Source organism: Coprococcus sp. AM14-16, assembly GCF_003434675.1.
Lineage (GTDB): Bacteria > Bacillota > Clostridia > Lachnospirales > Lachnospiraceae > Coprococcus > Coprococcus aceti.
On sequence record NZ_QTLL01000001.1, the window covers coordinates 1 to 23,991 of the forward strand.

Below are 23,991 nucleotides of genomic sequence, written 5' to 3' on the forward strand. Positions count from 1 at the left end.
GCTGAGAAGTACTAATAGGTCGAGGACTTATCCTTAGAGGTTTCTAAGAGATAGGCTTTAGAAGATACCTCTTTCTGTGTGAAATTCTGAAGGTACATACCTTTGAATATGGCCTGGTGGCTCAGCTGGTTAGAGCGCCGCCCTGTCACGGCGGAGGTCGTGGGTTCGAACCCCATCCGGGTCGCTGTATTCATAATAGAATACTTTTTAACAAATGGGATCTTAGCTCAGCTGGGAGAGCATCTGCCTTACAAGCAGAGGGTCATAGGTTCGAGCCCTATAGGTCCCACTTAAATGAGGACGTTTAGCTCAGTTGGTTAGAGCAATCGGCTCATAACCGATCGGTCCTGGGTTCGAGTCCCCGAACGTCCACTCTTACTAATAATAAGAAACAATGAATATGGCCTGGTGGCTCAGCTGGTTAGAGCGCCGCCCTGTCACGGCGGAGGTCGTGGGTTCGAACCCCATCCGGGTCGCTGTATTCATAATAGAATACTTTTTAACAAATGGGATCTTAGCTCAGCTGGGAGAGCATCTGCCTTACAAGCAGAGGGTCATAGGTTCGAGCCCTATAGGTCCCATTTTCTAAACCTTTTAATAAGGTGCAGAATGCCGGCGTGGCGGAACTGGCAGACGCACAGGACTTAAAATCCTGCGGGACTAATCTCCCGTACCGGTTCGATTCCGGTCGCCGGCATTAAATTAAAAGCCTGAAACCTAAGAGAAATCAAAGGGTTCAGGCTTTTTTCTTTACTTTAAAATATACCGTAGGGGCAAAAAGTCAAAAAATAGAGATTTATAATTTCATTAAAATAGATAAGAATATGAGAATGCGAAGCAACTTAATTATGGCAAGGCAAAAAAGGCATTCTTTGTAATATAATAAGGCGAAAACCGTTAAAAAAATAAAAAAAGAACAATGCAGTGTAAGAGTATTGACCATTTGGCATGGCAGTGCTAAGATACGAGCCATCAGGAACCAAAAGTTTTATCTGTTTTCCTTAACACCAAAACAGATAGCTGTATGGTTCTTTTTTTGTTTATACCGCGGAAAATGAAAATGTAATACAGAAGATTTAGAACAGGACAAAGGAGTCTTTTCAAAAGTAGTTTGTGTGGAACATTTTAACACACACTGCCGGGGAAGGACTCCTTTTTTAGTGGATATTCAAAGTCAGGAGGAATGAGCTATGAAGAGTTATGATCTGATAATCAAAAATGCGCAGATACACACAATGGATGAGGACAGAAAAGTGTATGCGAAGGGAATCATAGGAATAGAGGGAGAGAAGATAACTCTGATAAAGGAAATGAATGAGCTGACACCGGAGGAGCTTCAGGAATGTGAGGGCGCCGGACGTGTGATAGATGCCGAGGGCAAGGTGGTATTTCCGGGATTTATAGATACACATATACATATATTCCAGTCTTTCCTGAAAGGTCTTGGAGCTGATCACAGATTGATAGAGTGGTTGAATCTTTCAGCACTCCCATATGGACAGTATATGACACCACATCAGCATGAGCTGGCAGCACAGCTTGCATGTATGGAGGCAATAAAGAGTGGATGTACGACCATGAGTGAGTTCTTCTACACCAATCAGGATTCTGAACTGGCTCATTCCTGTATAGAGGGAATGGTATCAACGGGTATCCGTAGTGTATTTATCAGAACATTTCAGGATACCGGAGAGGAATACGGAATGCCGAAGTGCTTCCTTGAGCCTGTTGGCAAGGCCATGAAGGAAGTGGATGCACTGAAGAAAGCATATAAAGAAAATGACATGCTTTCGATATGGACTGGTCCGGATGTTACATGGTCGACCACGAAGGAAGGCTATCAGGAGATGCTTGAGTATTGTCTTAGCGAGAATGTTAGGTATTCAATGCACATCAAAGAGACCGAGGTCGACAATGAGATGTGCGGAAGATATTACGGCAAGGATATAGTGGATATGCTTGAGGAGATAGGATTCCTGACAGACAAATTCCTGGCAGTCCACTGTGTAAACCTCACACCTCATGACATAGAGAGATTTGCAAAATATGGAGTGTCGATAAGCCACAATCCAGCACCTAATCTTTATCTTGGTTCAGGAATACCACCTATTCCAGAGAGCCTTGCAGCCGGGGTAAATGTATCTATAGGAACAGATGGTGCGGCGTCCAACAACAGCACGGATATGCTGGAGAGCATGAAGCTGGCGGCTCTCATACAGAAGGGAATACACAGAGATGCGGCAGTCATCAGCGCAGACGATATCATACACATGGTGACGGCTGGGGGAGCAAAGGCAATAGGAATGGCTGACAAGCTGGGAACATTGGAGTCCGGCAAGAATGCGGACTTAATAATATTTGACCCTAATCATTTGAAGTCGGCACCTATGCATGATGCAAAGGCGACGGTCGTATATGCGTCATCCGAGGAAAATATCGATACAACGATAGTAAATGGAAAGGTTGTATATCAGGGAGGAAAGTTCACTTGTGGCATAGATGAGCGAAGCCTGATAGATGAAATAAACAGCGAGCTTGTGGTTCTCAGAAAGCAGCTTGCAGATAAATTATAGAATGGAAATTCGAATTATATAACAGCAGATAAGGAGGCGCATTTATATGGAAGATAAGAAGATAGTAGAAAATGACAGCCAGCTCATAGTTGGCGTAAATGAGAAGATAAGCTGTGGCAAGGCGGCATTTCTCGGAATGCAGCATGTATTGTCAATGGATCTGTATATCATGCCATTGATACTTGGAGCGGCGATAGGACTTGCCGGAGGAGAGTTATCATTTTTCCTTCAGATGAGTTTCTTTGCATGTGGAATTGCAACTATACTCCAGGCGGGATTCTTCATGAAGTACCCTATCATACAGGGCCCATCATATGTACCGCTTGGAGCTCTGTGTACGATAGGCGCGACCATGGGAGTCAGTGCAATGATAGGAAGTCTGATCCCCGGAGCGATCATGATCATATTGCTGGGTATATTCAAGGGATTCTCAAAATTTGTGAGAAAGGCAATACCTCCATTTATCGGTGGTATCATCATACTTATAGTTGGAATATCACTGACACCTACAGCGGCCAAAGGGATCGCAAGCTCAGATGGAAACTTAAGTGCAAATGTAGCATCAGGTCTTACTGCTGCAGGAGTGCTCATCGTATGTATGATACTTCAGTACAAGCTTAAGCATAACAGGATACTTCACATGGTATCAGTAATACTTGCACTGGTTGCCGGAACCGTGGTTGCTGCAGCAATGGGAGCTGCGGACTTCAGCTCTGTACACGAGGCAGCATGGTTCGAGCTTCCGGAGTTTTTCCACTTTGGACTTCCAAAGTTTGAGATCAAGTCCTGTATACTCATGATGTTCATTTACCTTATCGTACTTCTCGATACAACAGGAACATGGGTGACGATCAGTGCCATCACAGGCGAGGATCTCAGCGATAAGAGAATAGATCGCGCTACTATTGGTGAGGGCGTTGGATGTCTTGTCGGTTCACTGTTCGGAGGAACACCGATGACAGGATATTCGTCAAATGCCGGAGTACTTGCGATAACAAAGGTTGGAAGCCGTATGGCGATCATTGCGGGTGGTATGATACTCATGGTGCTCGGCGTATGTCCAAAGCTTATGACCGTCATATCATGTATACCGACACCTGTCGTAAATGGTGTATTTGCGGTTGTATGTATCCTGCTCATATCAAATGGAATCAAGATCATACAGAGTGAGCCTCTTGATGAGAGATCATCACTTATCGTTGGAATCTCAGTCGTGGCTGCTGTGGCAACTATAGTCATTCCTACAGATGTGATGAGCGCAATGCCTCAGTTCCTGAACTACTTCATGTCATCAGGTACTGCAGTTGGTGCAACCATAGCGGTGGTGCTCCAGCTCTGCCTTCCCAGAAAGAAAAAGGTTGTGAAGGTCGCGCTTGAGGGATAGCCCACTGCGTGACTTCTAAACTAGCGGTTCATTGATTTGACGATCATGGTTTGATATATTGGGTTCATAAGTTATTGAGGCCCTGAATACAGGATCATAAGAGGCTATGGTGGTGGTTCCTTCTTAATTGGGATGATAAATGTAAAAGCTTACCGCCACCGGTTTCCTCATTAATAGGGAGAAATGTTATGAACGAGATATTGCTCAGGCGTAAGAACAAAGTGATACTTGGCATTGGTACTGCAAAGGTGGCAAATGACCGCTGCATAACGACCATTATGAAGAACATCGAAGAACTTGGATATACATTTTCCAGGGAGGTGTTTGACGTTCTCAGAACATACAGCGTCAATGAACTGACAGAATTTTATCTTGAACTCAAAGCTGAGCTTATGAAGCTGAAAGGTGCAAATGTTGTGTATATGCCTATGTATGCCGATTTCCCTAAGGGCGTTATGGATGCACATTTTTCTGAGTTGTATATAAATGCGATGGTGCATTACTGGTCGGATGGTATCCTGTATCCAAAGAATCACAGAAAGCGTGTAAATGACAGACTGCCACTTTTTGATGAGACGAAGGTCAAAGTTCTGCAGCTTGGAAGTGAGGCTGATGTGAGACAGATATTTGACAATATCTGTACGTCGAGAACATCCATATCAAGAACTGACAGGGAGGATATAGCATATTTATTCGAGACTGAGAATATGAAGCTGCCTGATAACATACCACACAAGGAGAATGCTGCGTACATCTCTGCGCTCTATCTGCAGAAGAATCCTCTGGCAAGAGTCAGCGGGCTCAGAAAGTATATAAAGACAGCAACTGATGTGCTGAGACTCGTCACAGCAATGAGCGATGGTGATGTGAGCCTTGCGGAGAATACGAGATATAAGAGTTTTACCCGCAGACAGAGAAGGATGATCATGGAGCTTCTGTCGGGATGTCCGAATATAGAGGGGGACATGCTGAGATATAAGGAGAGATGGATCAGGATTGGAGAGAGGATCCATCCTTCTGAGTTTGACTGCAGCAGATACACTCTGGAGTATGACAGGGCGATAAATGCATTTGACAAGCTGAGAAATAACAGGAAGATAGAGACATTTGCGGGAAAGGTTGAGTTTGACCTTGCTTACGGTGAGTATGAAAGTGCGCTTGCAGAACTGGTGAAGAGACCGGGTGAACTGGCAAGGCGACTGGACCAACTGCTCAGAGTGGCACATAAAGAGTCTGTTATAAGGAGCTTTGCGTCTGTGGCGGAGAAGGTGTCGACACCGGTGCTGCTTCAGGTGAGAGAGCATTTCCTGCACAGAGCTGAGCAGGCGGATGTAAGAGTGTTCTTCCCAAAGGGGAGTCTTGCAAAGTGCCACAGCGAGCGAAACAATCTGCCAGATATAGATGAGAAATACTGTCAGGAAGTTATTCGGATCTGCGAAAATGCGCTTGTGAAGATATATGGACAGAGGGAGCCTATGGGTAAGGTGTACCTGTCTGAGGACTACAGGAATTATGTGGTACCATTCAGCCAGAGAAGCGCCAGCAAGGCGATGAAGACCATAGTCAGGGGTTCAAGACTTCCTATGGATTCGCAGACAAATGCTGTGAGGGCATTTATATGGTGGACGAATATGGACAAATGCGATTTTGAGTCCTATGATTCCGGAAGGATCGATATAGATCTGTCGGCGGCTATATTTGACGAGAACTGGAACTACATGGAGCACGTGTCATATACCAATCTGAAATCTGCAAAATATAAGGCATGCCATTCGGGCGACATTGTAAATGGCGGCCCGGTGGACGGCGATGGTGTCAGTGAGTTCCTTGATGTGGACGTGGATTCCGTTGTGAGATGTGGGGCAAGGTATGTGGTGTACCAGGTGTACAGCTTTACCTGTCAGACCTATGCGGATATGCCTCACGCAATGTTTGGATGGATGGAGAGAGCTGATGTGGATTCGGGCGAGATATATGAGCCAAAGACGGTGGAACAGAAGCTTGATCTGACGGCGGACAGCATGGTGTGCATTCCTGTCATATTTGACTGTGTGAAGAGGGAGTTCATCTGGTGTGACATGAATATGTCGCTCAGTGGCATCCATGCGAATATCGGTGGTAATAATCTGGAGAGCAATCTATCTGGAGTTGCGGCGGTATGCTATTCCATGGTGAATGTGAAGAAACCAGATCTCTATGATCTTATCGCGCTCAATGTCATGGGCAGAGGAGTGCTGGTGGACAACAGGGAGGATGCTGACATTGTGTTTGACACTGAGTTGTATCTGAATAATGACACAGTGGAGAATGAGCGTGATAAAATGGTGATAACCCCATACGACACGGAGCTGTTCATGGGTGAGTATCTGTAATTACATTTTTAGAGAACAGAATGAGCTGCGGCAAAATGGTTATTTTATCATGAACTGCAGCTCAATTATGTACTCACTGTCATCGTTGGTCTCATAATCATCTATATGACACATTTCAACAGGGTCACTGGCAATCTCAAGCTGATGATCCTGTGCGTATGTATAGAGTTGTGGCAGCAGTTCCTTTGTCTTGGTCAGGGCGCCCTTGTATGTCATGGAGAGATATCTTCCTGCTTGAAGTACATAATTGCAATCGGCGTCCTCAAGGTATGGTGCGAAGAAGAATACGTTCTTGGTACGGTAATACTTGGACTTTGGATTGCTCCCGGGGATGTCAAGGGTATAGCAGTCGCAAGCACCTATTGTGTCAATCCTGGTGTTGTGGCTCTGCATGTATTTGACCACATACATTCCGTGCAACCCATGTCAGGATGCGTGCCCGAAGGGATGTATAAGCATAGACGCAAATATTACATCACTTCCAACGGTGACGGAGAATCCATGTATAGGATGTGGTATGTGTGTTGCAAGCTGTTCAGTACAGGCGATATTCCTGGTGGACGAGGATACCGGGGATGGCTATGGAACGGTTACACTTCCGTATGAATTCTTGCCTATTCCTGAGAAAGGAACAAAGGGAGTGGCACTTGGCCGTGATGGACATGAGGTGTGCGAGGCGGAGGTCGTAAATGTCAGGAGTGCTTCATCCTGGAAGATGCGTTGATGTGATGGAAGAGACAATGGGACTCATGGAGGATGGGGATTTCCTCATGGGCGGCCCGTATAATGATGCCCATGGACTTATGTTATATTTCCCTAAGAAGTCGCCTATAGAGAATTTTCCTGTCAATAATGCAAGAGACAGAAGATTCATTGCTATGCCTGCAGATCAAGTCTCAGAGCCATCATGTCACAGAGATTTGACATAGACACCATCAAGATAAAGGGCAGCTCACCGACATCGGCAAATGCGATCAAGATGAAAGAGTACATAGAGGAAAATTATCCTCAGGTAAAAAATATAGTTCTGTGCAAGGATATGGAGGAGGCACTTAAGGATGCCGACATCATAACTGAGGCAGTCTCATGTAAGGAGGGCGAGTGGCCAGAGTACAAGCGAGAGTGGCTCAAGCCTGGAGCGCTGGTCATCTCTACAAGTACCTTCAATATGGTGCATAAGAGTATTGTTGACTTGAAAAAAGTTATAGACAACTACGGAATGTACGAGAATTATGCAGAGGAAGATAATGTTGGATATGATGCGGAGGGCAACAGACTCCACACAGGCTGCATGGGAGAGGATTTCGTATATATGGTGCAGGATGGATTGATAGAGAGGGATTCCCTTACTACATTCGGGGAGATAATCCGTGGCAAGAAGCCCGGCCGTGAATCTGACGACGAGATCATCCTCGTGTCCATAGAGGGAATGCCGACAGAGGACGTCGCCTGGGCATATGAGTGTTACACCTACGCCCTTGTACATGATATCGGCACGAAACTCAAAGTCTGGGATCGCCCATATGCATTTTAACAATTCTGAGAACCAGCTTTGAATAATAAGTCGTAGTCAGGCTCAAAACATATATTCAGCAAAAAAGCCGTGTATGTACATGGACAATCGGTAGTGAATACAGCCGAGCTTCGAGCATTTCTGTGCTAAGGCATAGCACGCAAACGCCCTTATCGCGTGCGGAGCCGCATGCATATAGAAATGCTTGAAGCGACAGCTGTAGAACGTGATTGACCATGTACATACACGGACTTTTTTATGTTGGATATATGTTTTGAGCCGTCCGTCAATTACGCTTCAAACAATTGGTGACAAAGTTTAATGGTTTCAGGGTTTGTGCTGCTGCTGTAGAACTCCACAGTGCCCTTCTCTATGGAAGGCGTGAGAAGCTCAGCGATGCGCAGTCTCCTCTGAAGCTCCAGGGCGGTGCCGTGGGCTCCATTGAAGATCTTCACGTCAGGTCCGGCTATGCGCTGTATAACCTTCTCCACAAATGGATAATGAGTGCAACCGAGAACGATGGCATCCACATGCTTCTCCAGAGATGGGGCGAGCAGTCCCTTCAGAAATTCTGTGATCTCCTCACCGTCGAATATTCCTCTCTCAACATAATCTGCAAGCCCCGGACATGGAACCGGGTAAATATCGGACTCCTTTGAATAATGTTTCATGAGTTCATGAAATTTAGGTAGAGCCAGTGTGGCAGGGGTGGCCATGACAGCTACCTTGTCGTGCTCCTTCCACAGAACCGCAGGCTTCAGAGCCGGTTCAATACCGATGATCGGTATGGAAGGATACTGCTGTCTCAGTGTCGAGGCTGCAACACTTGTGGCGGTGTTGCAGGCGATGACGATCGCCTTCACATCCTTTGCGAGAAGAAAATTGGTACACTGCTCCGATCTCTCAAGAATAGCCTCTCTGGTCTTTGTTCCGTAAGGTGCGTGTGCCGAATCGCCAAAATATATATAATTTTCACAGGGCATGAGCTCCACGATGTCGCGGAGAACGCTTATTCCGCCTAGCCCTGAGTCGAATACTCCAATTGAACGTGTGTCCATAATAAAATCTCCAATGTTTTGTATCACTTGTATTGATGGTTTATCTCTAACCCAAAATTATACTATTATAGTCAATAAAAAACAACTTACGGAAGTATATATTATAGAAGTAACAGAAAATCCGGGCGTAAGGAAGATTAAATGTTTATAAACTGTATAGACTATTCACAAATAGTGGTGTTAGAATGATACGAGTCACAAAGAAAGGCGGATGATGACATGGCACGAGATTTGGTTTCTATAGTAAAAGAGAAAATGATTGAATACTATGCCGGGGATTCCAGACGGGTACATCACTTCCTGAAGGTTCATTCATTTGCGAAGCTGATAGCTGAGATGGAGGGCATGGAGCCCGACGAGATGCAGGTCCTGGAGATCGCAGCACTTGCCCACGATATAGGCATAAAGAACGCAGAACTGAAATATGGATATAATAATGGCAAGCTGCAGGAACAGGAGGGACCTCCTGAGGCAAGACGGCTGCTCAGAGAGGCAGGTGCAGAAGATGCCGCAGTGGAGAGGGCATGTTATCTGGTGGCACATCACCACACCTACAGGAATATAGACGGTCTGGATTATCAGATACTGGTGGAGGCCGATTTCCTCGTCAACATGTATGAGGATAAGGCGGACGCAGATACTATAAGGACGGCATACGATAATATATTTGCCACGGAATCCGGCAAAATGCTGTGCAGACAGCTCTTTTCGCTGGAATATTGAAAAAAAGATGAATTATGTTATACTTAACAGGTCAGAGATGGTGACAGTGTAGATGCCACTGTCAGATTTGGAGGAGAAAGATGAAGCTTTATATATCAAAGTTACTGTCTACAGCTTTGCCAATAGTAGGAGTGCTGTGTATATTTGGATTTGCATTTGCAGGAAATATAAGCATGGGCTGGATTCTGTTCGTAGTGCTTGCGCTTATATCAGGCATTATAAACACCATATTCTTCAGATGTCCGCACTGCGGCAAATCAATACCGGCAAACTGTACGGTCAACCAGAAGTATTGTCCTCTGTGTGGAGAGGATCTCGGTATGAAGCCTTCAAGAATAAGCTACTACGGAAAATGCCGCAAGAATAAGAACGGAATTATGAGAGGTTATTCCACAGTTGGACCTATGGTATTCATAGTAAGCCTGCTCATATTGTTCCTCATTGTGGTGGCTGTATTTGGAGTGGACAGTCTCAATAAAGGTATGGGAAGGATTGCAGTCATACTTGCATTCTGTGTGAGCGCTATACTTGCGATATTCTGCAGGATAGCGGTATCATCGGCGGTGAAGATGGATGACAAGGCGATATATTTCAGTAAGATACCATTTATGTGGAGAAAATACGAGATAGATGATATAGTAGAGAATGAGCGCGTTGTAGAGCCGTTCTATCACGTGAACAGAGGATACATATTTGCAACCTCAAAGGGAATGGTGGCTATACCGATGGCATCATATGCAGGTGGCCAGGAGTTCTTTACGGAATTTACCTCAAGGATAGGCCAGAGCATGCCGGATGTGAGACCGGATCTTGTGTTGTCCAAGAGATCAGATCAGGCAAAGGCTGATGAAGAGCACTATGAGGAAGCGGTGAAGCTTTACAACGAGCATTACGGTGAGAAGAGATAATACACAATTAATTAATGAAAGGATAACGAGATGGACGTAAAAGACATTGGAAAAAAGATTGAGAACGTGGAGCTTGTTGAGGCTATGCACGCAGTTAGAGAAAATGAGAACAAGGATACACTTAAGCAGCTCTTTGAGTCAGTGGTCCATGCAGTATTTATAGTTCCTGCAAAGTTTGACCAGGAGCCAAAGCCTGATGAGAATGGAAAGGTTACATTCCAGGACGGAGTGAAGATCAACTTCTCACTTTTGACAAATGAGCAGGGAGACAAGGTACTTCCATGCTTCACAGATTATGAGTCGATGGCTTCATCACAGTTTAACGATGGCTTCCAGAGGATCATACTTCCATATAAGCAGCTTGAGGATCTTGTGTTCAATTCAAATGGAAACATAAGCGGAATAGCTATGAATCCTTTCACTGAGAACTGCTTTATATCAGGAGAGTTTATCCGTCAGTACAGAGAGAGCTCACGTACAGGACTTGTACAGAGCAAGATCAAGCCAGGCGCAACAGTCAAGCTCAGAACACCAAAGTATCAGCCGGTACAGATGCTTGATGCTGCAAGAGAGTATCTGGCAGACAAAGAGAATGTTGACAGAGCGTATATACAGATGATGGAGGAGCAGGGACAGGAGGATAAGTATCTTGTTGCTCTTGAGGTAAACGGAGACGAGAAGCCTGTATTTGCCGGACTCATACCTCTTATGAAGCCTCATTCATTTGGCATCGAGGTGGCACTGGTCAGAGCAGACAACATGCTTGGTAAGAAAGTGACAGAGGTAACAGAGCCGTTCTATGTTAGAGCTGGACTTGAAAATTAAATGAGAGGATCGTTATGTTAAAAAAATATCTGACTATATTTCTTATATCCATGGTACCAATACTTGAGCTTCGAGGCGCCATACCGTATTCGGTGGGCTTTGGACTTCCGAGTATACCGTCATTTATAGTGTGCGTCATAGGCAATATGATACCGGTTCCATTTATATACTGGTTTGCAAGACGTGTGCTTGAGTGGGGAAAAGACAAGAGATTCATAGGCAAATTCTTCACATGGTGTCTTGTGAAGGGAGAGCACGGCGGACAGAAGCTCATGGCAAAGTCCGGCACTGGAGTGTATATCGCACTTCTGCTGTTCGTGGGAATACCACTTCCGGGAACCGGGGCGTGGACAGGAACACTGGCAGCCAGCTTCCTTGAGCTTGACTGGAAGAAAAGCGTTATCATGGTCATGCTGGGAGTGATCATGGCAGGAGTGATCATGTACCTTGGAAGTATAGGATTGTTCGGAGCGATAGGTCTTTTGAAATAATACTGATATAAGTAAGATTTACAGAGAGGTTGATAAATATGGCATTTAATCCGGGAATGATGTTTAAGATCAAAGGAGCCTGGGAGCGGTTCGTCATGAATCATCCAAAGTTCCCTATGTTCCTCAGGGCAGCCGCAGCCACAGGAATAAAGGAAGGCTATATAATAGAAGTGAAGATCACAGATACAGAGGGCAAGACCATTTGTACCAATGTGAAGCTCACAGATTCCGACATGGATCTCATAGATGTCATAAAAGACATGAGTACAAACGGAAGATAGACGGACAGGATCAAATATACTAGAAATTATATAAAAGACTTCTTGACTTGCATAGGTCGATTGTGTTATTGTAGACTTTGCGATGAAAGAGGTCTTTTTTTTGTGCCTTAAAATAACAATGGAGGTAAGTGGAAATGCGCGTTAAAATAACATTGGCATGTCAGGATTGTAAACAGCGTAATTACAATATGACAAAGGATAAGAAAACGCATCCAGACAGAATGGAAACAAAGAAGTACTGTAGATTCTGCAAGGCTCATACAGTACACAAGGAGACAAAATAGTCTGAACCAGTAAGGAGGAATAGAGTTATGTCTAAATCTAGTAAAGAAGAAAAGTCAAATACTCTCAAGAGAAGCTGGTTTCAGGAATTAAAGGGAGAGTTCAGGAAGATTACATGGCTTGATAAGAGCTCCCTTGCAAGACAGTCATTTGCGGTAGTTGTTTCCTCAGTCGTACTCGGCTGTATCATAGCTATCGTAGATTGGTTGATCCAGATTGGTTTGAATTTCATAGTTGGGTAAAGGATGGTGAAGAATATGTCAGAGGCAGAGAATGCAAGATGGTATGTTGTTCATACCTACTCAGGATATGAAAACAAAGTAAAGGCTGATATTGAGAAAACAAAAGAAAACAGAAATTTACAAGACCAGATTTTAGAGGTAGTCGTTCCGGTTGAAGATGCCACAGAGATTAAGAATGGTAAGCCAAAGTCGATCGAGAGAAAGATACTTCCTGGTTACGTTCTCATCAACATGATCATGAACGATGTTACATGGTATGTTGTGCGTAATACCAGAGGAGTTACAGGATTTGTCGGATCAGATCCAAGAAAGCCTGTACCACTCACTGATGAGGAGCTGAGCAATCTGTATCAGACCTCAGAGGAGGTTGTCATCGATGTTGAAGTGGGAGACTCAATAACGGTTACTTCAGGTGCCTGGGAAGGCACAGTAGCAACAATTAAGGCAATTAATACTGCAAAACAGACCGTAGCCATCGAAGTAGAAATGTTTGGTCGTGTGAATACTGTTGATATTGCGTTTGCTGATATCAAGAAGTTGTAATTATCAAGTGGATTGTACCACAGTATTTTGGAGGAATGCTAAAATGGCAAAGAAAGTAGAAGGATACATCAAATTACAGATACCTGCAGGAAAGGCAACTCCTGCACCACCTGTTGGACCAGCTCTTGGTCAGCACGGTGTAAATATCGTTGCTTTCACAAAGGAATTCAATGCAAGAACAGCTAATGAGGGTGACATGATCATTCCTGTTGTTATCACAGTATACCAGGATAAGAGCTTCAGCTTCATTACAAAGACTCCACCTGCATCACTTCTTATCAAGAAGGCATGTAACATCAAGTCAGGTTCTGCAAACTCAAAGAAGACTAAGGTTGCAACAATTTCTAAGGCTAAGGTTCAGGAGATCGCTGAACTTAAGATGAAGGATCTGAACGCTGCAAGCCTTGAGTCAGCTATGAGCATGATCGCTGGAACAGCTCGTTCAATGGGCGTTACAGTTGAAGAGTAATACAGATATTTAGTGGGAGGGTCGCTCCCGATATGACCACAGGAGGTTTATAATAATGATAAAGAGTAAGAAATATGTAGATGCAAGCAAGCTCTATGATAAGACCGCTGCTTACGAGGCAACTGAGGCAGTTGCTTTAGTTAAGAAGATGGCTTCAGCTAAGTTTGATGAGACAGTAGAGGCACACCTCAGACTCGGTGTTGATGGACGTCACGCTGATCAGCAGGTTCGTGGTGCCGTAGTTCTTCCACACGGAACAGGTAAGACTGTTAAGGTTCTCGTATTTGCTAAGGGTGCAAAGGTTGACGAGGCTCTTGCAGCAGGCGCTGATTACGCTGGTGGAGACGAGCTCGTGCCAAAGATCCAGAACGAGGGATGGTTAGACTTCGACGTTGTTGTTGCAACACCTGACATGATGGGCGTTGTAGGACGTCTTGGTCGTGTACTTGGACCAAAGGGTCTCATGCCAAACCCTAAGGCTGGAACAGTTACTATGGATGTAGCTAAGGCTATCTCAGATATCAAAGCTGGTAAGATAGAGTACAGACTTGACAAAGCCAACATTATCCATGTGCCAGTGGGAAAAGTTTCTTTCACAGAGGAACAGTTAAACGAGAATTTCCAGACTTTAATAAATGCTATTGTTAAGGCAAAGCCAGCTGCTGCTAAGGGTCAGTACCTTAAGAGCGTTGTAATTGCTTCAACAATGGGCCCTGGTGTAAAGATCAACACAACAAGCTACGTATAAAAGCCGGTTGACCTGAGCATCAGTCACACAAAAGCCCCACACCACTATGAGATATCTTCAGGATATTGCGTAGGGTGTGGGGCTTTTTGTGTGCGAATAAGATAGAATAACTAAAATGCTATTGACTGCAAATATTGCAAAGGGTAATATTGTATATAAGTATGTTGTTGAAAGGGAGTTTGCTAGGAAGATGCTTGAGGTAAAAACATATGATCAGGAAAAGAATACATGGAATGTAGAGATAAATGGTAAGATGCATGAGATAAAGATAGACGTGTGGCATGATATCATCGTCGATGGACAAAAAGTAGCTAACCTTTTTGATTTGTGGAAAATGGGAGAATTACAGATATGTCATAATGGCAAGCTGTTCTATCGGGAGCGTAGGAAACCAATGTTCCCTGTAGATGGGGTGATGGTGGAATATAAGCGGTATTCATGGGAAACAACGCAAGACGCTAGAGCCCATCTTCTGGTAGATGGTATAGATCTTGAGACTGGTGAACCAGAGCCGGTAGTTAAGAAAATAAAAAAACCGTGGTGGGTAAATGTGCTTGTTGTAATCTTAAGTCTTGAATTTATTTTTCCATGGTCAGGTATAGTAGGATTTGTATACAGAGCGTCGGCTGCTGCTTTGATACCGCGTATTTCTGTGCTGTCAATAAATGAAAAATACTCTATGAGGAAAAGAGTTATAATAAGCGTGACTATTGTGATAGCTTTTTTTATAATAGGTATTATTTTGTTTATAAATAGCGAGATGGGAATTTACGTGAAGCACGGTCACTACTAATATAGAGCCCCATACTGTGTGATATCTTGAGATATTTCACAGCGTATGGAGCTTTTTGTTGTAATTAAAATATAATTTTATGCTATAAAATAGAAAAACTTAACAGCGTGTTGACAATAATATCATTAGGTGCAATACTATCTTTATGCTCATATAAATTAACAATGCATTAGTAAGACATTATACAAAAAGGAGGTTTATTATGAAAAAGGGATTACTAAAGAGATTGTTACTTGGAATTATGGGAATAGCGCTGGTGTGTGCCATGTGTGTTATTCCCGGAATAAGGCGGGTGTATGCGTCGGATAGTGGTGGAGTTAATTACACTTTTGATTACAAGACGGGCGAGCTTACGCTGTATGCAGATACGTCATCGGTTATGGCGGATTATAGTGCAAATGAAAAGCGTCCTTGGGAATATTATATTGTAAGAAGTGTTGTGGTAAAACAGGGAGTTTCCCATATAGGTGACTATGCTTTTGACGGGTGTGATAAGCTTACATCAGTTGTCGTAGAAGGTGACTCATTTATGACAATTGGTAAAAATGCTTTTTCCGGATGTACAAGTCTGAAAAGCATATCATTCTCTGAGGGAACAGATAGTATAGGTGAATATGCATTTTATAATTGCAGCAGTCTGACTAGTGTGGATCTGTCAGATGCACAGGTAAGTGAGTTGCGTGATTATACATTCGCTGGTTGCATTTCGTTGAAGGAGATAAAATTTTATTCAAACATGTATCGTATTGGGGCTAATTGCTTCAACGGATGTAGTGCATTAGAGTCGGTGAAGTTTCCTGATACCCTGACATATATAGGAGACAATGCGTTTGACCATTGTAAGCTGTTCGACAGGATAGTGATTCCAAGGAGAGTAAGGTATATTGGCGAATGTTGTTTTGCAAATTGCGAAAATCTTCATTATGTGCTGTTCAGTATGGTTCGTTCGGGTCTTAAGATTGGATCAGGTGCCTTCTGTGGAGACGTAAGTTTGTGCACATGGGATGATCCTAAGGTGTTGGAGAAGATATATACAGAATCAGGAACTGTTAAAATAGTTAAAGCAGTATCAATAAATGATCTGAGATTTGAAACAACTGATTTTGAAAACTGTGTGTATACTGGGGAGCCGATAGAGCCACATATTTACTGGCTTGCAGAGAATGAAGATGGAGCAACGGGTTATCATTCGGGTGATATGAGTATAGTATATGAGAATAATATCAATGCAGGAAAGGCCACTGCCAAGGTAACAGGGACAGGAAATATCTGGGGAACAAAAGATTTCACATATGATATAAATAAAGCTCCTTCAAGCCTCAATATTATTTATAACGGCAATGAGTCGGCAAAATCTTCTTATACATATTCATTAAAGACATCCAGTTCATCAGTAACTGCGAAGCTTAAGATAAGCACTTCCAATGGCGGGCCGGTGAAGGTTGTAAGTTCAGACAAGAATATTGTTGATGTAAAATATGACAAGAATTCAGACACATGGTCCATGGTGGTTTGCAAAGCAGGCAACGCTAAGATTACGATCACCGCAAATGATGAGGCTGGTTCAAACTACGAGAAGGTCACTCGTACAATATCTGTAAAAGCAAGATATGTGCAGAATATCACTGTACCAAAGAGTACGGTATATATGAATTTAAAGTCTGGAGCTAAGAAGAGTATAGGAGCCAAGGCTGGCGGTGGAGCGAAACTCACATACAGTTCATCTAATAATGGTGTAGTTAGAGTATCATCTGATGGCAAACTGACTATGAAGGGTGCAGGCAAGGCTGTGGTGACAATAAAGGCTGCAGAAAATAGTAAATATGAGTCAAAGAGTATAAAAGTCACATATTATGTTAGGCCTGTAGTAAAGAAAGCGAAAATTGAGGCCCTGACAACCGGAACCACAGTGACTGTTACGAATCCTACGCCGGGCTCTACACTGATAGTGAAAGTGTATTCTTCAGCTTCAAAGAAGAAGCTTTATACAACACGTACCAAGGCTGTGAAAAATAGCCGCAAGGTAGTGATAAAGACACCGTCATATAGAGGAATATACAAGTGCTACACAGAGGTATATCTCAAGAAAAATGGGGTCGAGTCAAGAAAGTACATAAATAAGTAGAGAAAAGTGTAAGAGAGGATCTGGTATGGCAAATACAGACAGATATAGTTGGAATGTCCAGATAGATGACACCGAGTATTTGGTGGAGTATATGAAGGGGAGTATATATATAAATGGTGGTGAGGCATTCAAACTTAGATCGCTGGAGAGAACAGGTAGCTTAAGAAAGGATAAACAGTTGAGCTATACAGTACCGTTAGCAGGAAAAGAACTGAATCTGGTTATAAGCGCAGTGAGTGGTATCAGTCTCATTATGGATGGAATGGATCTGGGAACATATCCAGATGGTGCAGGAGCTAATCAAAAAGCTCCTGCCTGGATAGTAGTATTTTATGTATTATATTTTATAGAATATTGGGGAATAATGGGTGGTGCCATAGGAGGCTTGCTGCTCGGAACTGCGGCAGTCGTGACGTTTATGGTTGCTAAAAGTGAGAAGCTTTCTACGAGCGTGAAGTTGGTAATATGCATAGCATTGTACGTTGTTGCTACTGCGTTGGAGCTGGTTATAAGATCTGCATTAGCAGGGGTGTCTGGCCGGTACAGATAAAATAAAGCCACATACCATATGAAAAATCTAAAAGATATTTCATGCGGCATGTGGCCTTGTTCTTTATCTTGTATAACTAACTAGTAAATTAGGAAATAGTTCCGTTAGCTGAACATGATATAGTAACTGATTTATTTACTGTCTGAAGCAGTACGCCCTTTGAGGAATACTTTTTTCCAACTGCAGTTGCTGTGGCTTTGTTGCCGGATCTCGTGCAACTGGACACAGACACCTTCCAAGATGAACTATTAGAAGTCACTGCAGCTTTAGCGGATGTGCATTTGCTAGAAGAACCTGTATAACTGAATGTTGCTGCAATCTGAAGACTCCAGAGAGTTTTTCCATTAGAATCGTTGCATAATACGGTTTTTACAGCACTTTTTGTTTTTGTGGCTCTACTCATGGATGGTTGAGTAGGAATTTCTTCGATAATTTCTACGAATGTAAGAGAATCATCACTTGTATCTTCTTCTGCGGCCTTAACAGTTGGAACGTTTATTGTAGACAAACAGATGAAAATCATACAACATATAGTTAATAATCTGCGTAATTTTTTATTCATATTTATTCCTCCATATCTGTATTATTGTTATTATCATTATTCTGAGTTTCCGAGCTATTATTTAATGGTGCGTCTTCAACAGAATCTATCCATGATTCATCAGATAAATCATTTGGCACTACACCCTCTTGAAGGATAATAGTAGTTGATGCAATATCAGTATGTCTAGATATCTGCCATTCCTTATACAACATAACTGATATACATATTGCAAAAACAGCTATAACAGAGAGTCCTGCAATAAAAAGATATTTTCCATATTTCCTTCCATTCATATTGGTACATATGGTGTCTGTTCCTAAAGATTGGACATATTCAGTGGCACATTCCTTAGGACTGCCAAACTCTGTATCCAGATTGGATGCTGTGACTGCCTTGTCGCCCAAGCTTATTGCGTAGTCATACATATTGCTACGCAACAGCTTTAAATATTTTCTTTCCCCCTTTCTACATATTGGAAGCTCTTTTTTAATTGATTTAATATATTTGTCTATTGTTTTTACATTCTCTTTAAATATCAGCTCTTCGTTCAAATTTTGTTCTCCTTTTATTATATTTCCTACATAAACTAATATTATTTTATACTAAAATATCATAAAATCAATAATTTTTTAGACATGAAATAACAAAAATTGATAAATTGTAGCTAATAGCTATAATTTGTCAGATAAAAAGATTTAGAAAAGCAAAAATATATTTAAACATGATCGCCTAAAATGCAGTAGATTACAGCTTTATTGTTGTAGAGAGTGTGTTGAGATTGCATATAATATTTTAAGAATGTTAAAAGAAAAACTAAACAGTTATTGACAAAAATAAATTACGATGCAATACTATTGCTTGATAATATAGCGAAGGAGATGGTGTTGTGTCGCGGGAAGATGATGTTGGAGCTGCGGGCGTTGGAGAAGCTGCGAAGGATAGCAGAGATGAGCTTGAAGACATTTTAAAAGCACTTGAAGCTGGTGATTCTGACAAGCATGGACCCAATATGAAGATCATCATAGGTGTAATAGCTGGGATCGTATTGGTTTCAGTTGTGTTAATCATCATAATGGTTAATAGGAAATCTGTTGTGCCTGATTTTGTTGGGCACACAACGGCGGAGGCAAAACAAATTGCCAGAGAGGCTGGTGTAACGCTTGTGGAGAAAAAAGAATACAGTTCTGAGGTAGAAGAAGGATGCGTTATCTCACAGGATATAGCCAAGGGAATGAAGGTGAAACGTAAGGCTTCAGTTGGAATAACGGTCAGTAAAGGCAAGGAGATGACAGTTCTGCCGGAATTTGTTGGTGAAACCCTGGATGATGCCAGAGCGATGGCTGCAGAGGCTGGTATAGAGCTCGAAGAAACTGAAGAATATAGTAAGGATGTTGAGGCTGGCTTGATAATTGAGCAGCAGGATCCACAGGGAAGCAGCGTAGAGAAAGGAAGTTCTGTGAAGGTCACGGTAAGCCTGGGAGAGCAGACGGTAAAACTTCCTGACTTTGTAGGTATGACCTTGAATGATGCAACTATACAGTGTTCAACCCTTGGAATCACCTTTAGTACCCTCCAGGAGAATTCTGATACCGTTGATGAGAATGTGATCATCAGACAAAGCGTAAAGGCGGGAACTGAGATGACTGAAGATACTCAATTGTATCTGATAGTGAGTAAGGGCAAGAAGACAAGCTCGGCTGTGGCTGCAAGCTCCGGTTCAGCAGGTGGTGGATCGGGATCATCTGGTGGTTCGGGAACAAATGAACAGGCGGACAGCGGAACATCAGGAGTAAATGAAGATGAGTTTATAACAGAAGAAGAAGAGTGGGGTGATTGATCATGAAAAAGGAGTTAAAGAGAAGGATAATTACAGTAATTGTAGGAGCAGTGATTATGTGTATGGTCAGCCTTGTTCCAGAAATGGTACAGGCATATGCTTCGACGAATGCAGTGTCAGAGGATGCTGGAATCAGGGCTGAATATAATGGTGACAGTGGAGTGCTGACATTGGATGTTTCCACAAATAAGGCGATGATTGACTTTGGACTGGAGGACAAGAAGCCGTGGACTAATTTCAATGTTATAAAGGTTGTAGTAAAGCCTGGAGTTACACATATAGGTAACAATGCATTTTCAGGATGTACAAATCTGGAGTCTGTGGTTATAGAGGGAGACGAACCTCTCACTATAGGACGAAGGGCTTTTTATGGATGTACTTCTTTAAAGTCTGTGGAGTTTTCGGAAGGAACCTTGTCTGTAGGCGCATATGCATTTGCAAGATGTTCAAGCCTGAAGAATGTAGATATGTCTGGATCTCAGATATACGAACTTGGTCAGTTCGCATTTGCAGAATGTTATAGCATAACTGATTTGAAATTATCAGAGTATACCAAGAATCTGGGAGACTATTGTTTTCAGGGCTGTAACAGAATAAAGAACATAGATATTCCTGATAATTTATCAAGTGTTGGAAATTGTGCCTTTGCGGGATGCGAATTGTTAGAGCATCTGGATTTTTCGGAAAGACTGACAAAACTGGGCGATTTCTGTTTTATAGGGTGTAAAAATCTTCAATATGTTAGATTGTTAAGAAGACCGGCGGATGCTGATTTTGGAACGGGCCTGTTCAAGGAGGGAAATTCAACTGGAACATATCTGTATACATATGAGGCTGGTAACAACATATATACTCCGGATTCTGATGAGAATGTGATTATCAAGAGGGCTTATAGGTTTGATGAAAACAGTATGAATGTAAGTATTCCGGCTAAGAGTTATTCTTATACGGGAAAGCCTATAAAACCGGTAATTAAAGTTACGGATAATGATGGCTCTGTAGTAAATGCAGATGCATATGATGTTACATACTCGAATAATAAAAATGTCGGAACCGCTGTTATAAAGATTACAGGAAAAAATGAGAATATCGGCACACTCACAATGAAATTCTCAATAGTTCAGGCAGCATGCAAGCTTTCTGTTAAGAAGGATGGTAAGCAGGCCGCAAGTACATATACGCTTCTTCTGAACAGTCGTGGAACAGCATCTATGACCCTGGCAGCTACGACTTCAGGAAATGAGAAGATAAGGTACACAAGTTCAAACGAGAATGTACTCAAGGTCAATGACAGAGGAGCCATAACAGCCACAAAAACGGGTACAGCCAAAATAACAATATGCGCTAATAATAAGACAAAGTCAAATTATAAGCCATGTTCGAAAACAATCACTGTGAATGTAAGAAAGCCTCAGAGCATACAGATAAAGAGCAAAAAGACACAGTATAATTATAAGAAGGGCGTGAAGAGAAGCATAGGAGCCTCAGCAAAGGGTGGAGTCAGACTTACATATAGTTCATCCAACCCTAAGGTTATTTCTGTAGCGAATAATGGAAAGATAACAATAAAGGGTGTTGGTAAAGCTATAGTTACGATAAAAGCAGGTGATAATGGTGTATATGAGCAGAAGGTAAGAAAGATTACATATTATGTAAGACCGGTGATGTCATCTGTGTCAATTGCCCATAACAGCAAAACACTTAAAGTAACAGTAAATAATCCTACTCCGAATTCAAAGGTTATCGTAAAAGTGTATGAATCGTCAAAGATGAAAAAACTATATGGTAAGCCACATATAAAAACTGTAAAGAAAGGCAAGAAAGTAGTTATTACTGTGAATGTATCAAAGTATAGCAGATACTATCCTGTAATTTATGTGAAGAAAAATGGCGTTGAATCACAGAAGGTTACAAATAGCAGAGGAGATATAAGGAAGTAAAGGGGGCATTTCAGATGACGAGAGTAAAAAAACTTATAGCGGCAGTGATGATTGTCTTGGCTATATGTTCATTTGGTATGGTGCAGGCACACGCTGATGAGTCGGATTCGACTGATGCGGTAAAAACCTATTATTGCATAGCAAATTATCCAGTTGGAGTAAGATTAAGTACATCACCAAACGGAAGAGCGCTTGCATGGATAACCATGACCGAGTCTGAAGCAGCGGATGCGTATGTGTATGGAAAAATAGATTACAGTGAGGATAAAGACGAGCTGAAGATACGTGGACTTACCGCACAGTCCATGAGACTCTACTGCGAAAAACTGGCCATAGGCAGTGAGCCATGCAAAATAGACAAGATAATCTCATGTGGAGGCAGTATCATGACTCTTGAGGTTAAGTCTGGTTCATATCTAAAGTGCAATGAAGTCGTGGGGGCTCACCGTTTTGATATTGCTCCAAGCGGACAGGATAATAATGTGTACAAGCCTTCAGCCTTGAATTTGTCAGAGGACAGTGCTGAGGTGATCATTCCAGATGATAAACCATATGTATATACAGGCAAGGCGATAGCTCCGACAGTACAGGTCAAGTATGAGGGAAGAGTTATTGAACAGGGTACAGACTATAAGGTCACCTATAAAGACAATATTAATGCAGGAACACAAGCAAAGATTGTGGTGACTGGATGTGGAGATTATGGCGGAGGGATCCAGAAGGAATTTACAATTAAGCCTGCAAATGTGCAGTCTGCATCGATAGATGTGGCATCTTGTGTATATGACGGAACAGCAAAGTTACCAAAGGTTACAGTGAAGCTGAATGGTGCGGTAATGGGTACTGATAACTATAGGATCACTTTAAAGAATAATGTATCGGCCGGAAATAAAGCGGAGGCAGCCATAGAGGGTTGTAAGAATTTAACTGGAAAAGTAAGTAAGACATTTACAATTTCTCAGGCGGATATAACAAAAGCGACAGTGACATTAGCTGCTAATTCTTATACATATAGCGGAAGTTATTTCAAGCCTGCAGTTACAGTTGCGTATGGAAGTGCAAAGCTGAAGGCATCAGATTATACAGTACAATACGCAAATAATAAAGAGCCTGGTACAGCGACAGTTACTATTACGGCAAATGGTTCCAACTGTGTATCAGGAAAGAGAGTTGTAAAGAATTTTAGAATTGAAAAAAAGGTACCAGTGATCTCGTTCAAGAGTCCTATATCAACAACATGGCACAATGCAAATGGAACACATGGCTTTGAGTGTGTTGCACCTAGTGATTGTCAGGGTACATTTAGCTTCAAATCAAGTAATCCTAAATTGCTTGCGATCAATGCGGCAGGTGGAAGAGTTCAGGTTATGAATAACAAAGCATTTGGCAGTGTAGTGATTACAGCTACCTTTACACCAAAGGGAGCGGATGCTGCGCACTATAGTACAAAGTCTATCACCAGAACTATAAAAGTGGTGCCAAACATAGTTAAGATAGCGAATACAGAATCTAAAAAATCAGGACAGTTATATATACAGTGGTCTAATAGTAAGAAGGAGTATAATGCCAGCGAATATAGGATATATTATTATGGCTACAAGAAGGACAGTGAAGATTGTGGACAGATGTCACTATATAATTCAAAGAGTAAGATAACGGGTACCAGTACAACCATAACCGGACTGAAAGCTGGAAAATATTATATTAAGGTTGTTCCTTGCTATAAGTCAGGCGGAAACGTGCAGAATGGTGCCAGCACAAGTGCTGTAAAGTGTGTTATTAAATAGTCG

The 23,991-nt window shown here is 42.4% G+C and carries 26 protein-coding genes and 6 tRNA genes; 28 read left to right on the top strand and 4 right to left on the bottom strand.

The genetic code is table 11. The annotated features are described in order from the left end of the window. Window positions 1-110: 110 nt before the first annotated feature. The 9 genes from DW159_RS00005 to DW159_RS00045 all read left to right on the top strand — a co-directional run bounded on the left by DW159_RS00005 (window position 111) and on the right by DW159_RS00045 (window position 6,329). Window positions 111-184, top strand: a tRNA-Asp gene (locus DW159_RS00005). Between the two features lie 32 nt (window positions 185-216). Next, a tRNA-Val gene (locus tag DW159_RS00010) sits at window positions 217-289 on the top strand. Between the two features lie 9 nt (window positions 290-298). Continuing rightward, window positions 299-372 (top strand) — tRNA-Ile (locus DW159_RS00015). A gap of 30 nt (window positions 373-402) precedes the next feature. Further along, window positions 403-476 (top strand) — tRNA-Asp (locus tag DW159_RS00020). Window positions 477-508: 32 nt separating this feature from the next. Continuing rightward, window positions 509-581: transfer RNA gene (locus tag DW159_RS00025), tRNA-Val, on the top strand. Window positions 582-611: 30 nt separating this feature from the next. Continuing rightward, a tRNA-Leu gene (locus DW159_RS00030) sits at window positions 612-697 on the top strand. Window positions 698-1,190: 493 nt separating this feature from the next. Beyond that, window positions 1,191-2,573, top strand: a complete 1,383-nt coding sequence (locus DW159_RS00035; RefSeq protein ID WP_117548515.1) for an amidohydrolase family protein — start codon at window positions 1,191-1,193, stop codon at window positions 2,571-2,573. A 46-nt stretch (window positions 2,574-2,619) separates the two neighbouring features. Beyond that, the gene (locus DW159_RS00040; protein ID WP_117548516.1) at window positions 2,620-3,957 is read left to right on the top strand and encodes a uracil-xanthine permease family protein; all 1,338 of its coding nucleotides are present in this window, start codon (window positions 2,620-2,622) and stop codon (window positions 3,955-3,957) included. A gap of 188 nt (window positions 3,958-4,145) precedes the next feature. Further along, window positions 4,146-6,329: a TerD family protein gene (locus DW159_RS00045; protein ID WP_117548517.1), complete on the top strand. Its 2,184-nt coding sequence runs from the start codon at window positions 4,146-4,148 to the stop codon at window positions 6,327-6,329. Window positions 6,330-6,368: 39 nt separating this feature from the next. On the opposite strand, the gene DW159_RS00050 is transcribed toward DW159_RS00045, so the two are convergent. Then, window positions 6,369-6,722 (bottom strand): hypothetical protein, encoded by a 354-nt coding sequence (locus DW159_RS00050; RefSeq protein ID WP_242992580.1) that lies wholly within the window; start codon window positions 6,720-6,722, stop codon window positions 6,369-6,371. Here DW159_RS00050 and DW159_RS00055 point away from each other — a divergent pair. The 3 genes from DW159_RS00055 to DW159_RS00060 are packed head-to-tail and all read left to right on the top strand — an operon-like array spanning window position 6,721 to window position 7,863. Then, on the top strand, window positions 6,721-7,053 hold the full coding sequence (locus tag DW159_RS00055) for a 4Fe-4S dicluster domain-containing protein (protein ID WP_330410570.1): 333 nt from the start codon (window positions 6,721-6,723) through the stop codon (window positions 7,051-7,053). The genes DW159_RS00050 and DW159_RS00055 overlap by 2 nt on opposite strands. Beyond that, a complete protein-coding gene (locus tag DW159_RS13755; protein WP_242992581.1) occupies window positions 7,019-7,258 on the top strand; it encodes a hypothetical protein in 240 nt (79 codons plus the stop codon). Before DW159_RS00055 ends, DW159_RS13755 begins: the two co-directional genes overlap by 35 nt. Continuing rightward, window positions 7,237-7,863 (top strand): hypothetical protein, encoded by a 627-nt coding sequence (locus DW159_RS00060; RefSeq protein ID WP_242992582.1) that lies wholly within the window; start codon window positions 7,237-7,239, stop codon window positions 7,861-7,863. The genes DW159_RS13755 and DW159_RS00060 overlap by 22 nt, the downstream gene beginning before the upstream one ends. A gap of 269 nt (window positions 7,864-8,132) precedes the next feature. On the opposite strand, the gene murI is transcribed toward DW159_RS00060, so the two are convergent. Next, window positions 8,133-8,900 carry a glutamate racemase gene (gene murI / locus DW159_RS00065; protein WP_117548518.1) on the bottom strand — a complete coding sequence of 256 codons (768 nt, stop codon included), beginning with the start codon at window positions 8,898-8,900 and terminating at the stop codon, window positions 8,133-8,135. Window positions 8,901-9,119: 219 nt separating this feature from the next. On the opposite strand from murI, the gene DW159_RS00070 reads away from it, so the two are divergent. From DW159_RS00070 to DW159_RS00130, 13 genes are all read left to right on the top strand, one after another. Beyond that, the gene (locus tag DW159_RS00070; protein WP_117548519.1) at window positions 9,120-9,623 is read left to right on the top strand and encodes an HD domain-containing protein; all 504 of its coding nucleotides are present in this window, start codon (window positions 9,120-9,122) and stop codon (window positions 9,621-9,623) included. An 80-nt stretch (window positions 9,624-9,703) separates the two neighbouring features. Beyond that, window positions 9,704-10,531, top strand: a complete 828-nt coding sequence (locus tag DW159_RS00075; protein WP_117548520.1) for a zinc ribbon domain-containing protein — start codon at window positions 9,704-9,706, stop codon at window positions 10,529-10,531. Window positions 10,532-10,561: 30 nt separating this feature from the next. Beyond that, the gene (locus DW159_RS00080) at window positions 10,562-11,356 is read left to right on the top strand and encodes an enhanced serine sensitivity protein SseB (protein ID WP_117548521.1); all 795 of its coding nucleotides are present in this window, start codon (window positions 10,562-10,564) and stop codon (window positions 11,354-11,356) included. Window positions 11,357-11,370: 14 nt separating this feature from the next. Next, the gene (locus DW159_RS00085) at window positions 11,371-11,847 is read left to right on the top strand and encodes a COG2426 family protein (protein ID WP_022216200.1); all 477 of its coding nucleotides are present in this window, start codon (window positions 11,371-11,373) and stop codon (window positions 11,845-11,847) included. A gap of 38 nt (window positions 11,848-11,885) precedes the next feature. Then, window positions 11,886-12,128 carry a hypothetical protein gene (locus DW159_RS00090; protein ID WP_117548522.1) on the top strand — a complete coding sequence of 81 codons (243 nt, stop codon included), beginning with the start codon at window positions 11,886-11,888 and terminating at the stop codon, window positions 12,126-12,128. A 134-nt stretch (window positions 12,129-12,262) separates the two neighbouring features. Continuing rightward, window positions 12,263-12,412: a 50S ribosomal protein L33 gene (gene rpmG, locus DW159_RS00095; protein ID WP_004849439.1), complete on the top strand. Its 150-nt coding sequence runs from the start codon at window positions 12,263-12,265 to the stop codon at window positions 12,410-12,412. A 27-nt stretch (window positions 12,413-12,439) separates the two neighbouring features. Beyond that, window positions 12,440-12,652 carry a preprotein translocase subunit SecE gene (secE, locus tag DW159_RS00100; RefSeq protein ID WP_015533480.1) on the top strand — a complete coding sequence of 71 codons (213 nt, stop codon included), beginning with the start codon at window positions 12,440-12,442 and terminating at the stop codon, window positions 12,650-12,652. A 15-nt stretch (window positions 12,653-12,667) separates the two neighbouring features. Beyond that, window positions 12,668-13,195, top strand: coding sequence for a transcription termination/antitermination protein NusG (gene nusG / locus DW159_RS00105; RefSeq protein WP_015533479.1), 528 nt, complete (start codon window positions 12,668-12,670; stop codon window positions 13,193-13,195). 43 nt (window positions 13,196-13,238) lie between these two features. Further along, complete coding sequence (gene rplK, locus DW159_RS00110; RefSeq protein WP_015533478.1) at window positions 13,239-13,664, top strand: 50S ribosomal protein L11; 426 nt, start codon at window positions 13,239-13,241, stop codon at window positions 13,662-13,664. A gap of 55 nt (window positions 13,665-13,719) precedes the next feature. Beyond that, window positions 13,720-14,412 carry a 50S ribosomal protein L1 gene (gene rplA, locus DW159_RS00115; protein ID WP_015533477.1) on the top strand — a complete coding sequence of 231 codons (693 nt, stop codon included), beginning with the start codon at window positions 13,720-13,722 and terminating at the stop codon, window positions 14,410-14,412. A 190-nt stretch (window positions 14,413-14,602) separates the two neighbouring features. Continuing rightward, window positions 14,603-15,205 (top strand): hypothetical protein, encoded by a 603-nt coding sequence (locus DW159_RS00120; protein ID WP_147323097.1) that lies wholly within the window; start codon window positions 14,603-14,605, stop codon window positions 15,203-15,205. 202 nt (window positions 15,206-15,407) lie between these two features. Then, the gene (locus DW159_RS00125) at window positions 15,408-17,330 is read left to right on the top strand and encodes a leucine-rich repeat domain-containing protein (RefSeq protein WP_117548524.1); all 1,923 of its coding nucleotides are present in this window, start codon (window positions 15,408-15,410) and stop codon (window positions 17,328-17,330) included. Window positions 17,331-17,355: 25 nt separating this feature from the next. After that, the gene (locus DW159_RS00130) at window positions 17,356-17,880 is read left to right on the top strand and encodes a hypothetical protein (RefSeq protein ID WP_117548525.1); all 525 of its coding nucleotides are present in this window, start codon (window positions 17,356-17,358) and stop codon (window positions 17,878-17,880) included. An 88-nt stretch (window positions 17,881-17,968) separates the two neighbouring features. Here DW159_RS00130 and DW159_RS00135 read toward each other — a convergent pair whose 3' ends face one another. Together DW159_RS00135 and DW159_RS00140 are read right to left on the bottom strand one after the other, a co-directional pair. Next, the gene (locus DW159_RS00135) at window positions 17,969-18,442 is read right to left on the bottom strand and encodes a hypothetical protein (protein ID WP_117548526.1); all 474 of its coding nucleotides are present in this window, start codon (window positions 18,440-18,442) and stop codon (window positions 17,969-17,971) included. A 2-nt stretch (window positions 18,443-18,444) separates the two neighbouring features. Further along, entirely contained in the window at window positions 18,445-18,975 is a 531-nt protein-coding gene (locus tag DW159_RS00140) for a DUF6120 family protein (RefSeq protein WP_117548527.1), read from the bottom strand. A 335-nt stretch (window positions 18,976-19,310) separates the two neighbouring features. Here DW159_RS00140 and DW159_RS00145 point away from each other — a divergent pair, with 335 nt between their 5' ends. The 3 genes from DW159_RS00145 to DW159_RS00155 are packed head-to-tail and all read left to right on the top strand — an operon-like array spanning window position 19,311 to window position 23,988. Continuing rightward, window positions 19,311-20,261, top strand: a complete 951-nt coding sequence (locus DW159_RS00145) for a PASTA domain-containing protein (RefSeq protein ID WP_117548528.1) — start codon at window positions 19,311-19,313, stop codon at window positions 20,259-20,261. A gap of 2 nt (window positions 20,262-20,263) precedes the next feature. After that, window positions 20,264-22,201, top strand: coding sequence for a leucine-rich repeat domain-containing protein (locus tag DW159_RS00150; protein ID WP_117548529.1), 1,938 nt, complete (start codon window positions 20,264-20,266; stop codon window positions 22,199-22,201). A 14-nt stretch (window positions 22,202-22,215) separates the two neighbouring features. Beyond that, on the top strand, window positions 22,216-23,988 hold the full coding sequence (locus DW159_RS00155; protein WP_117548530.1) for a hypothetical protein: 1,773 nt from the start codon (window positions 22,216-22,218) through the stop codon (window positions 23,986-23,988). Window positions 23,989-23,991: the final 3 nt, after the last annotated feature.

What these genes read in the sequence shown, in the direction of transcription:
- DW159_RS00035 (WP_117548515.1), top strand. Translation starts at nt 1,191, where the DNA reads ATGAAGAGTTATGATCTGATAATCAAAAATGCGCAGATACACACAATG.
- DW159_RS00040 (WP_117548516.1), top strand. Translation starts at nt 2,620, where the DNA reads ATGGAAGATAAGAAGATAGTAGAAAATGACAGCCAGCTCATAGTTGGC.
- DW159_RS00045 (WP_117548517.1), top strand. Translation starts at nt 4,146, where the DNA reads ATGAACGAGATATTGCTCAGGCGTAAGAACAAAGTGATACTTGGCATT.
- DW159_RS00055 (WP_330410570.1), top strand. Translation starts at nt 6,721, where the DNA reads ATGTATTTGACCACATACATTCCGTGCAACCCATGTCAGGATGCGTGC.
- DW159_RS00050 (WP_242992580.1), bottom strand. Translation starts at nt 6,722, where the DNA reads ATGCAGAGCCACAACACCAGGATTGACACAATAGGTGCTTGCGACTGC.
- DW159_RS13755 (WP_242992581.1), top strand. Translation starts at nt 7,019, where the DNA reads ATGTCAGGAGTGCTTCATCCTGGAAGATGCGTTGATGTGATGGAAGAG.
- DW159_RS00060 (WP_242992582.1), top strand. Translation starts at nt 7,237, where the DNA reads ATGTCACAGAGATTTGACATAGACACCATCAAGATAAAGGGCAGCTCA.
- murI (WP_117548518.1), bottom strand. Translation starts at nt 8,900, where the DNA reads ATGGACACACGTTCAATTGGAGTATTCGACTCAGGGCTAGGCGGAATA.
- DW159_RS00070 (WP_117548519.1), top strand. Translation starts at nt 9,120, where the DNA reads ATGGCACGAGATTTGGTTTCTATAGTAAAAGAGAAAATGATTGAATAC.
- DW159_RS00075 (WP_117548520.1), top strand. Translation starts at nt 9,704, where the DNA reads ATGAAGCTTTATATATCAAAGTTACTGTCTACAGCTTTGCCAATAGTA.
- DW159_RS00080 (WP_117548521.1), top strand. Translation starts at nt 10,562, where the DNA reads ATGGACGTAAAAGACATTGGAAAAAAGATTGAGAACGTGGAGCTTGTT.
- DW159_RS00085 (WP_022216200.1), top strand. Translation starts at nt 11,371, where the DNA reads ATGTTAAAAAAATATCTGACTATATTTCTTATATCCATGGTACCAATA.
- DW159_RS00090 (WP_117548522.1), top strand. Translation starts at nt 11,886, where the DNA reads ATGGCATTTAATCCGGGAATGATGTTTAAGATCAAAGGAGCCTGGGAG.
- rpmG (WP_004849439.1), top strand. Translation starts at nt 12,263, where the DNA reads ATGCGCGTTAAAATAACATTGGCATGTCAGGATTGTAAACAGCGTAAT.
- secE (WP_015533480.1), top strand. Translation starts at nt 12,440, where the DNA reads ATGTCTAAATCTAGTAAAGAAGAAAAGTCAAATACTCTCAAGAGAAGC.
- nusG (WP_015533479.1), top strand. Translation starts at nt 12,668, where the DNA reads ATGTCAGAGGCAGAGAATGCAAGATGGTATGTTGTTCATACCTACTCA.
- rplK (WP_015533478.1), top strand. Translation starts at nt 13,239, where the DNA reads ATGGCAAAGAAAGTAGAAGGATACATCAAATTACAGATACCTGCAGGA.
- rplA (WP_015533477.1), top strand. Translation starts at nt 13,720, where the DNA reads ATGATAAAGAGTAAGAAATATGTAGATGCAAGCAAGCTCTATGATAAG.
- DW159_RS00120 (WP_147323097.1), top strand. Translation starts at nt 14,603, where the DNA reads ATGCTTGAGGTAAAAACATATGATCAGGAAAAGAATACATGGAATGTA.
- DW159_RS00125 (WP_117548524.1), top strand. Translation starts at nt 15,408, where the DNA reads ATGAAAAAGGGATTACTAAAGAGATTGTTACTTGGAATTATGGGAATA.
- DW159_RS00130 (WP_117548525.1), top strand. Translation starts at nt 17,356, where the DNA reads ATGGCAAATACAGACAGATATAGTTGGAATGTCCAGATAGATGACACC.
- DW159_RS00135 (WP_117548526.1), bottom strand. Translation starts at nt 18,442, where the DNA reads ATGAATAAAAAATTACGCAGATTATTAACTATATGTTGTATGATTTTC.
- DW159_RS00150 (WP_117548529.1), top strand. Translation starts at nt 20,264, where the DNA reads ATGAAAAAGGAGTTAAAGAGAAGGATAATTACAGTAATTGTAGGAGCA.
- DW159_RS00155 (WP_117548530.1), top strand. Translation starts at nt 22,216, where the DNA reads ATGACGAGAGTAAAAAAACTTATAGCGGCAGTGATGATTGTCTTGGCT.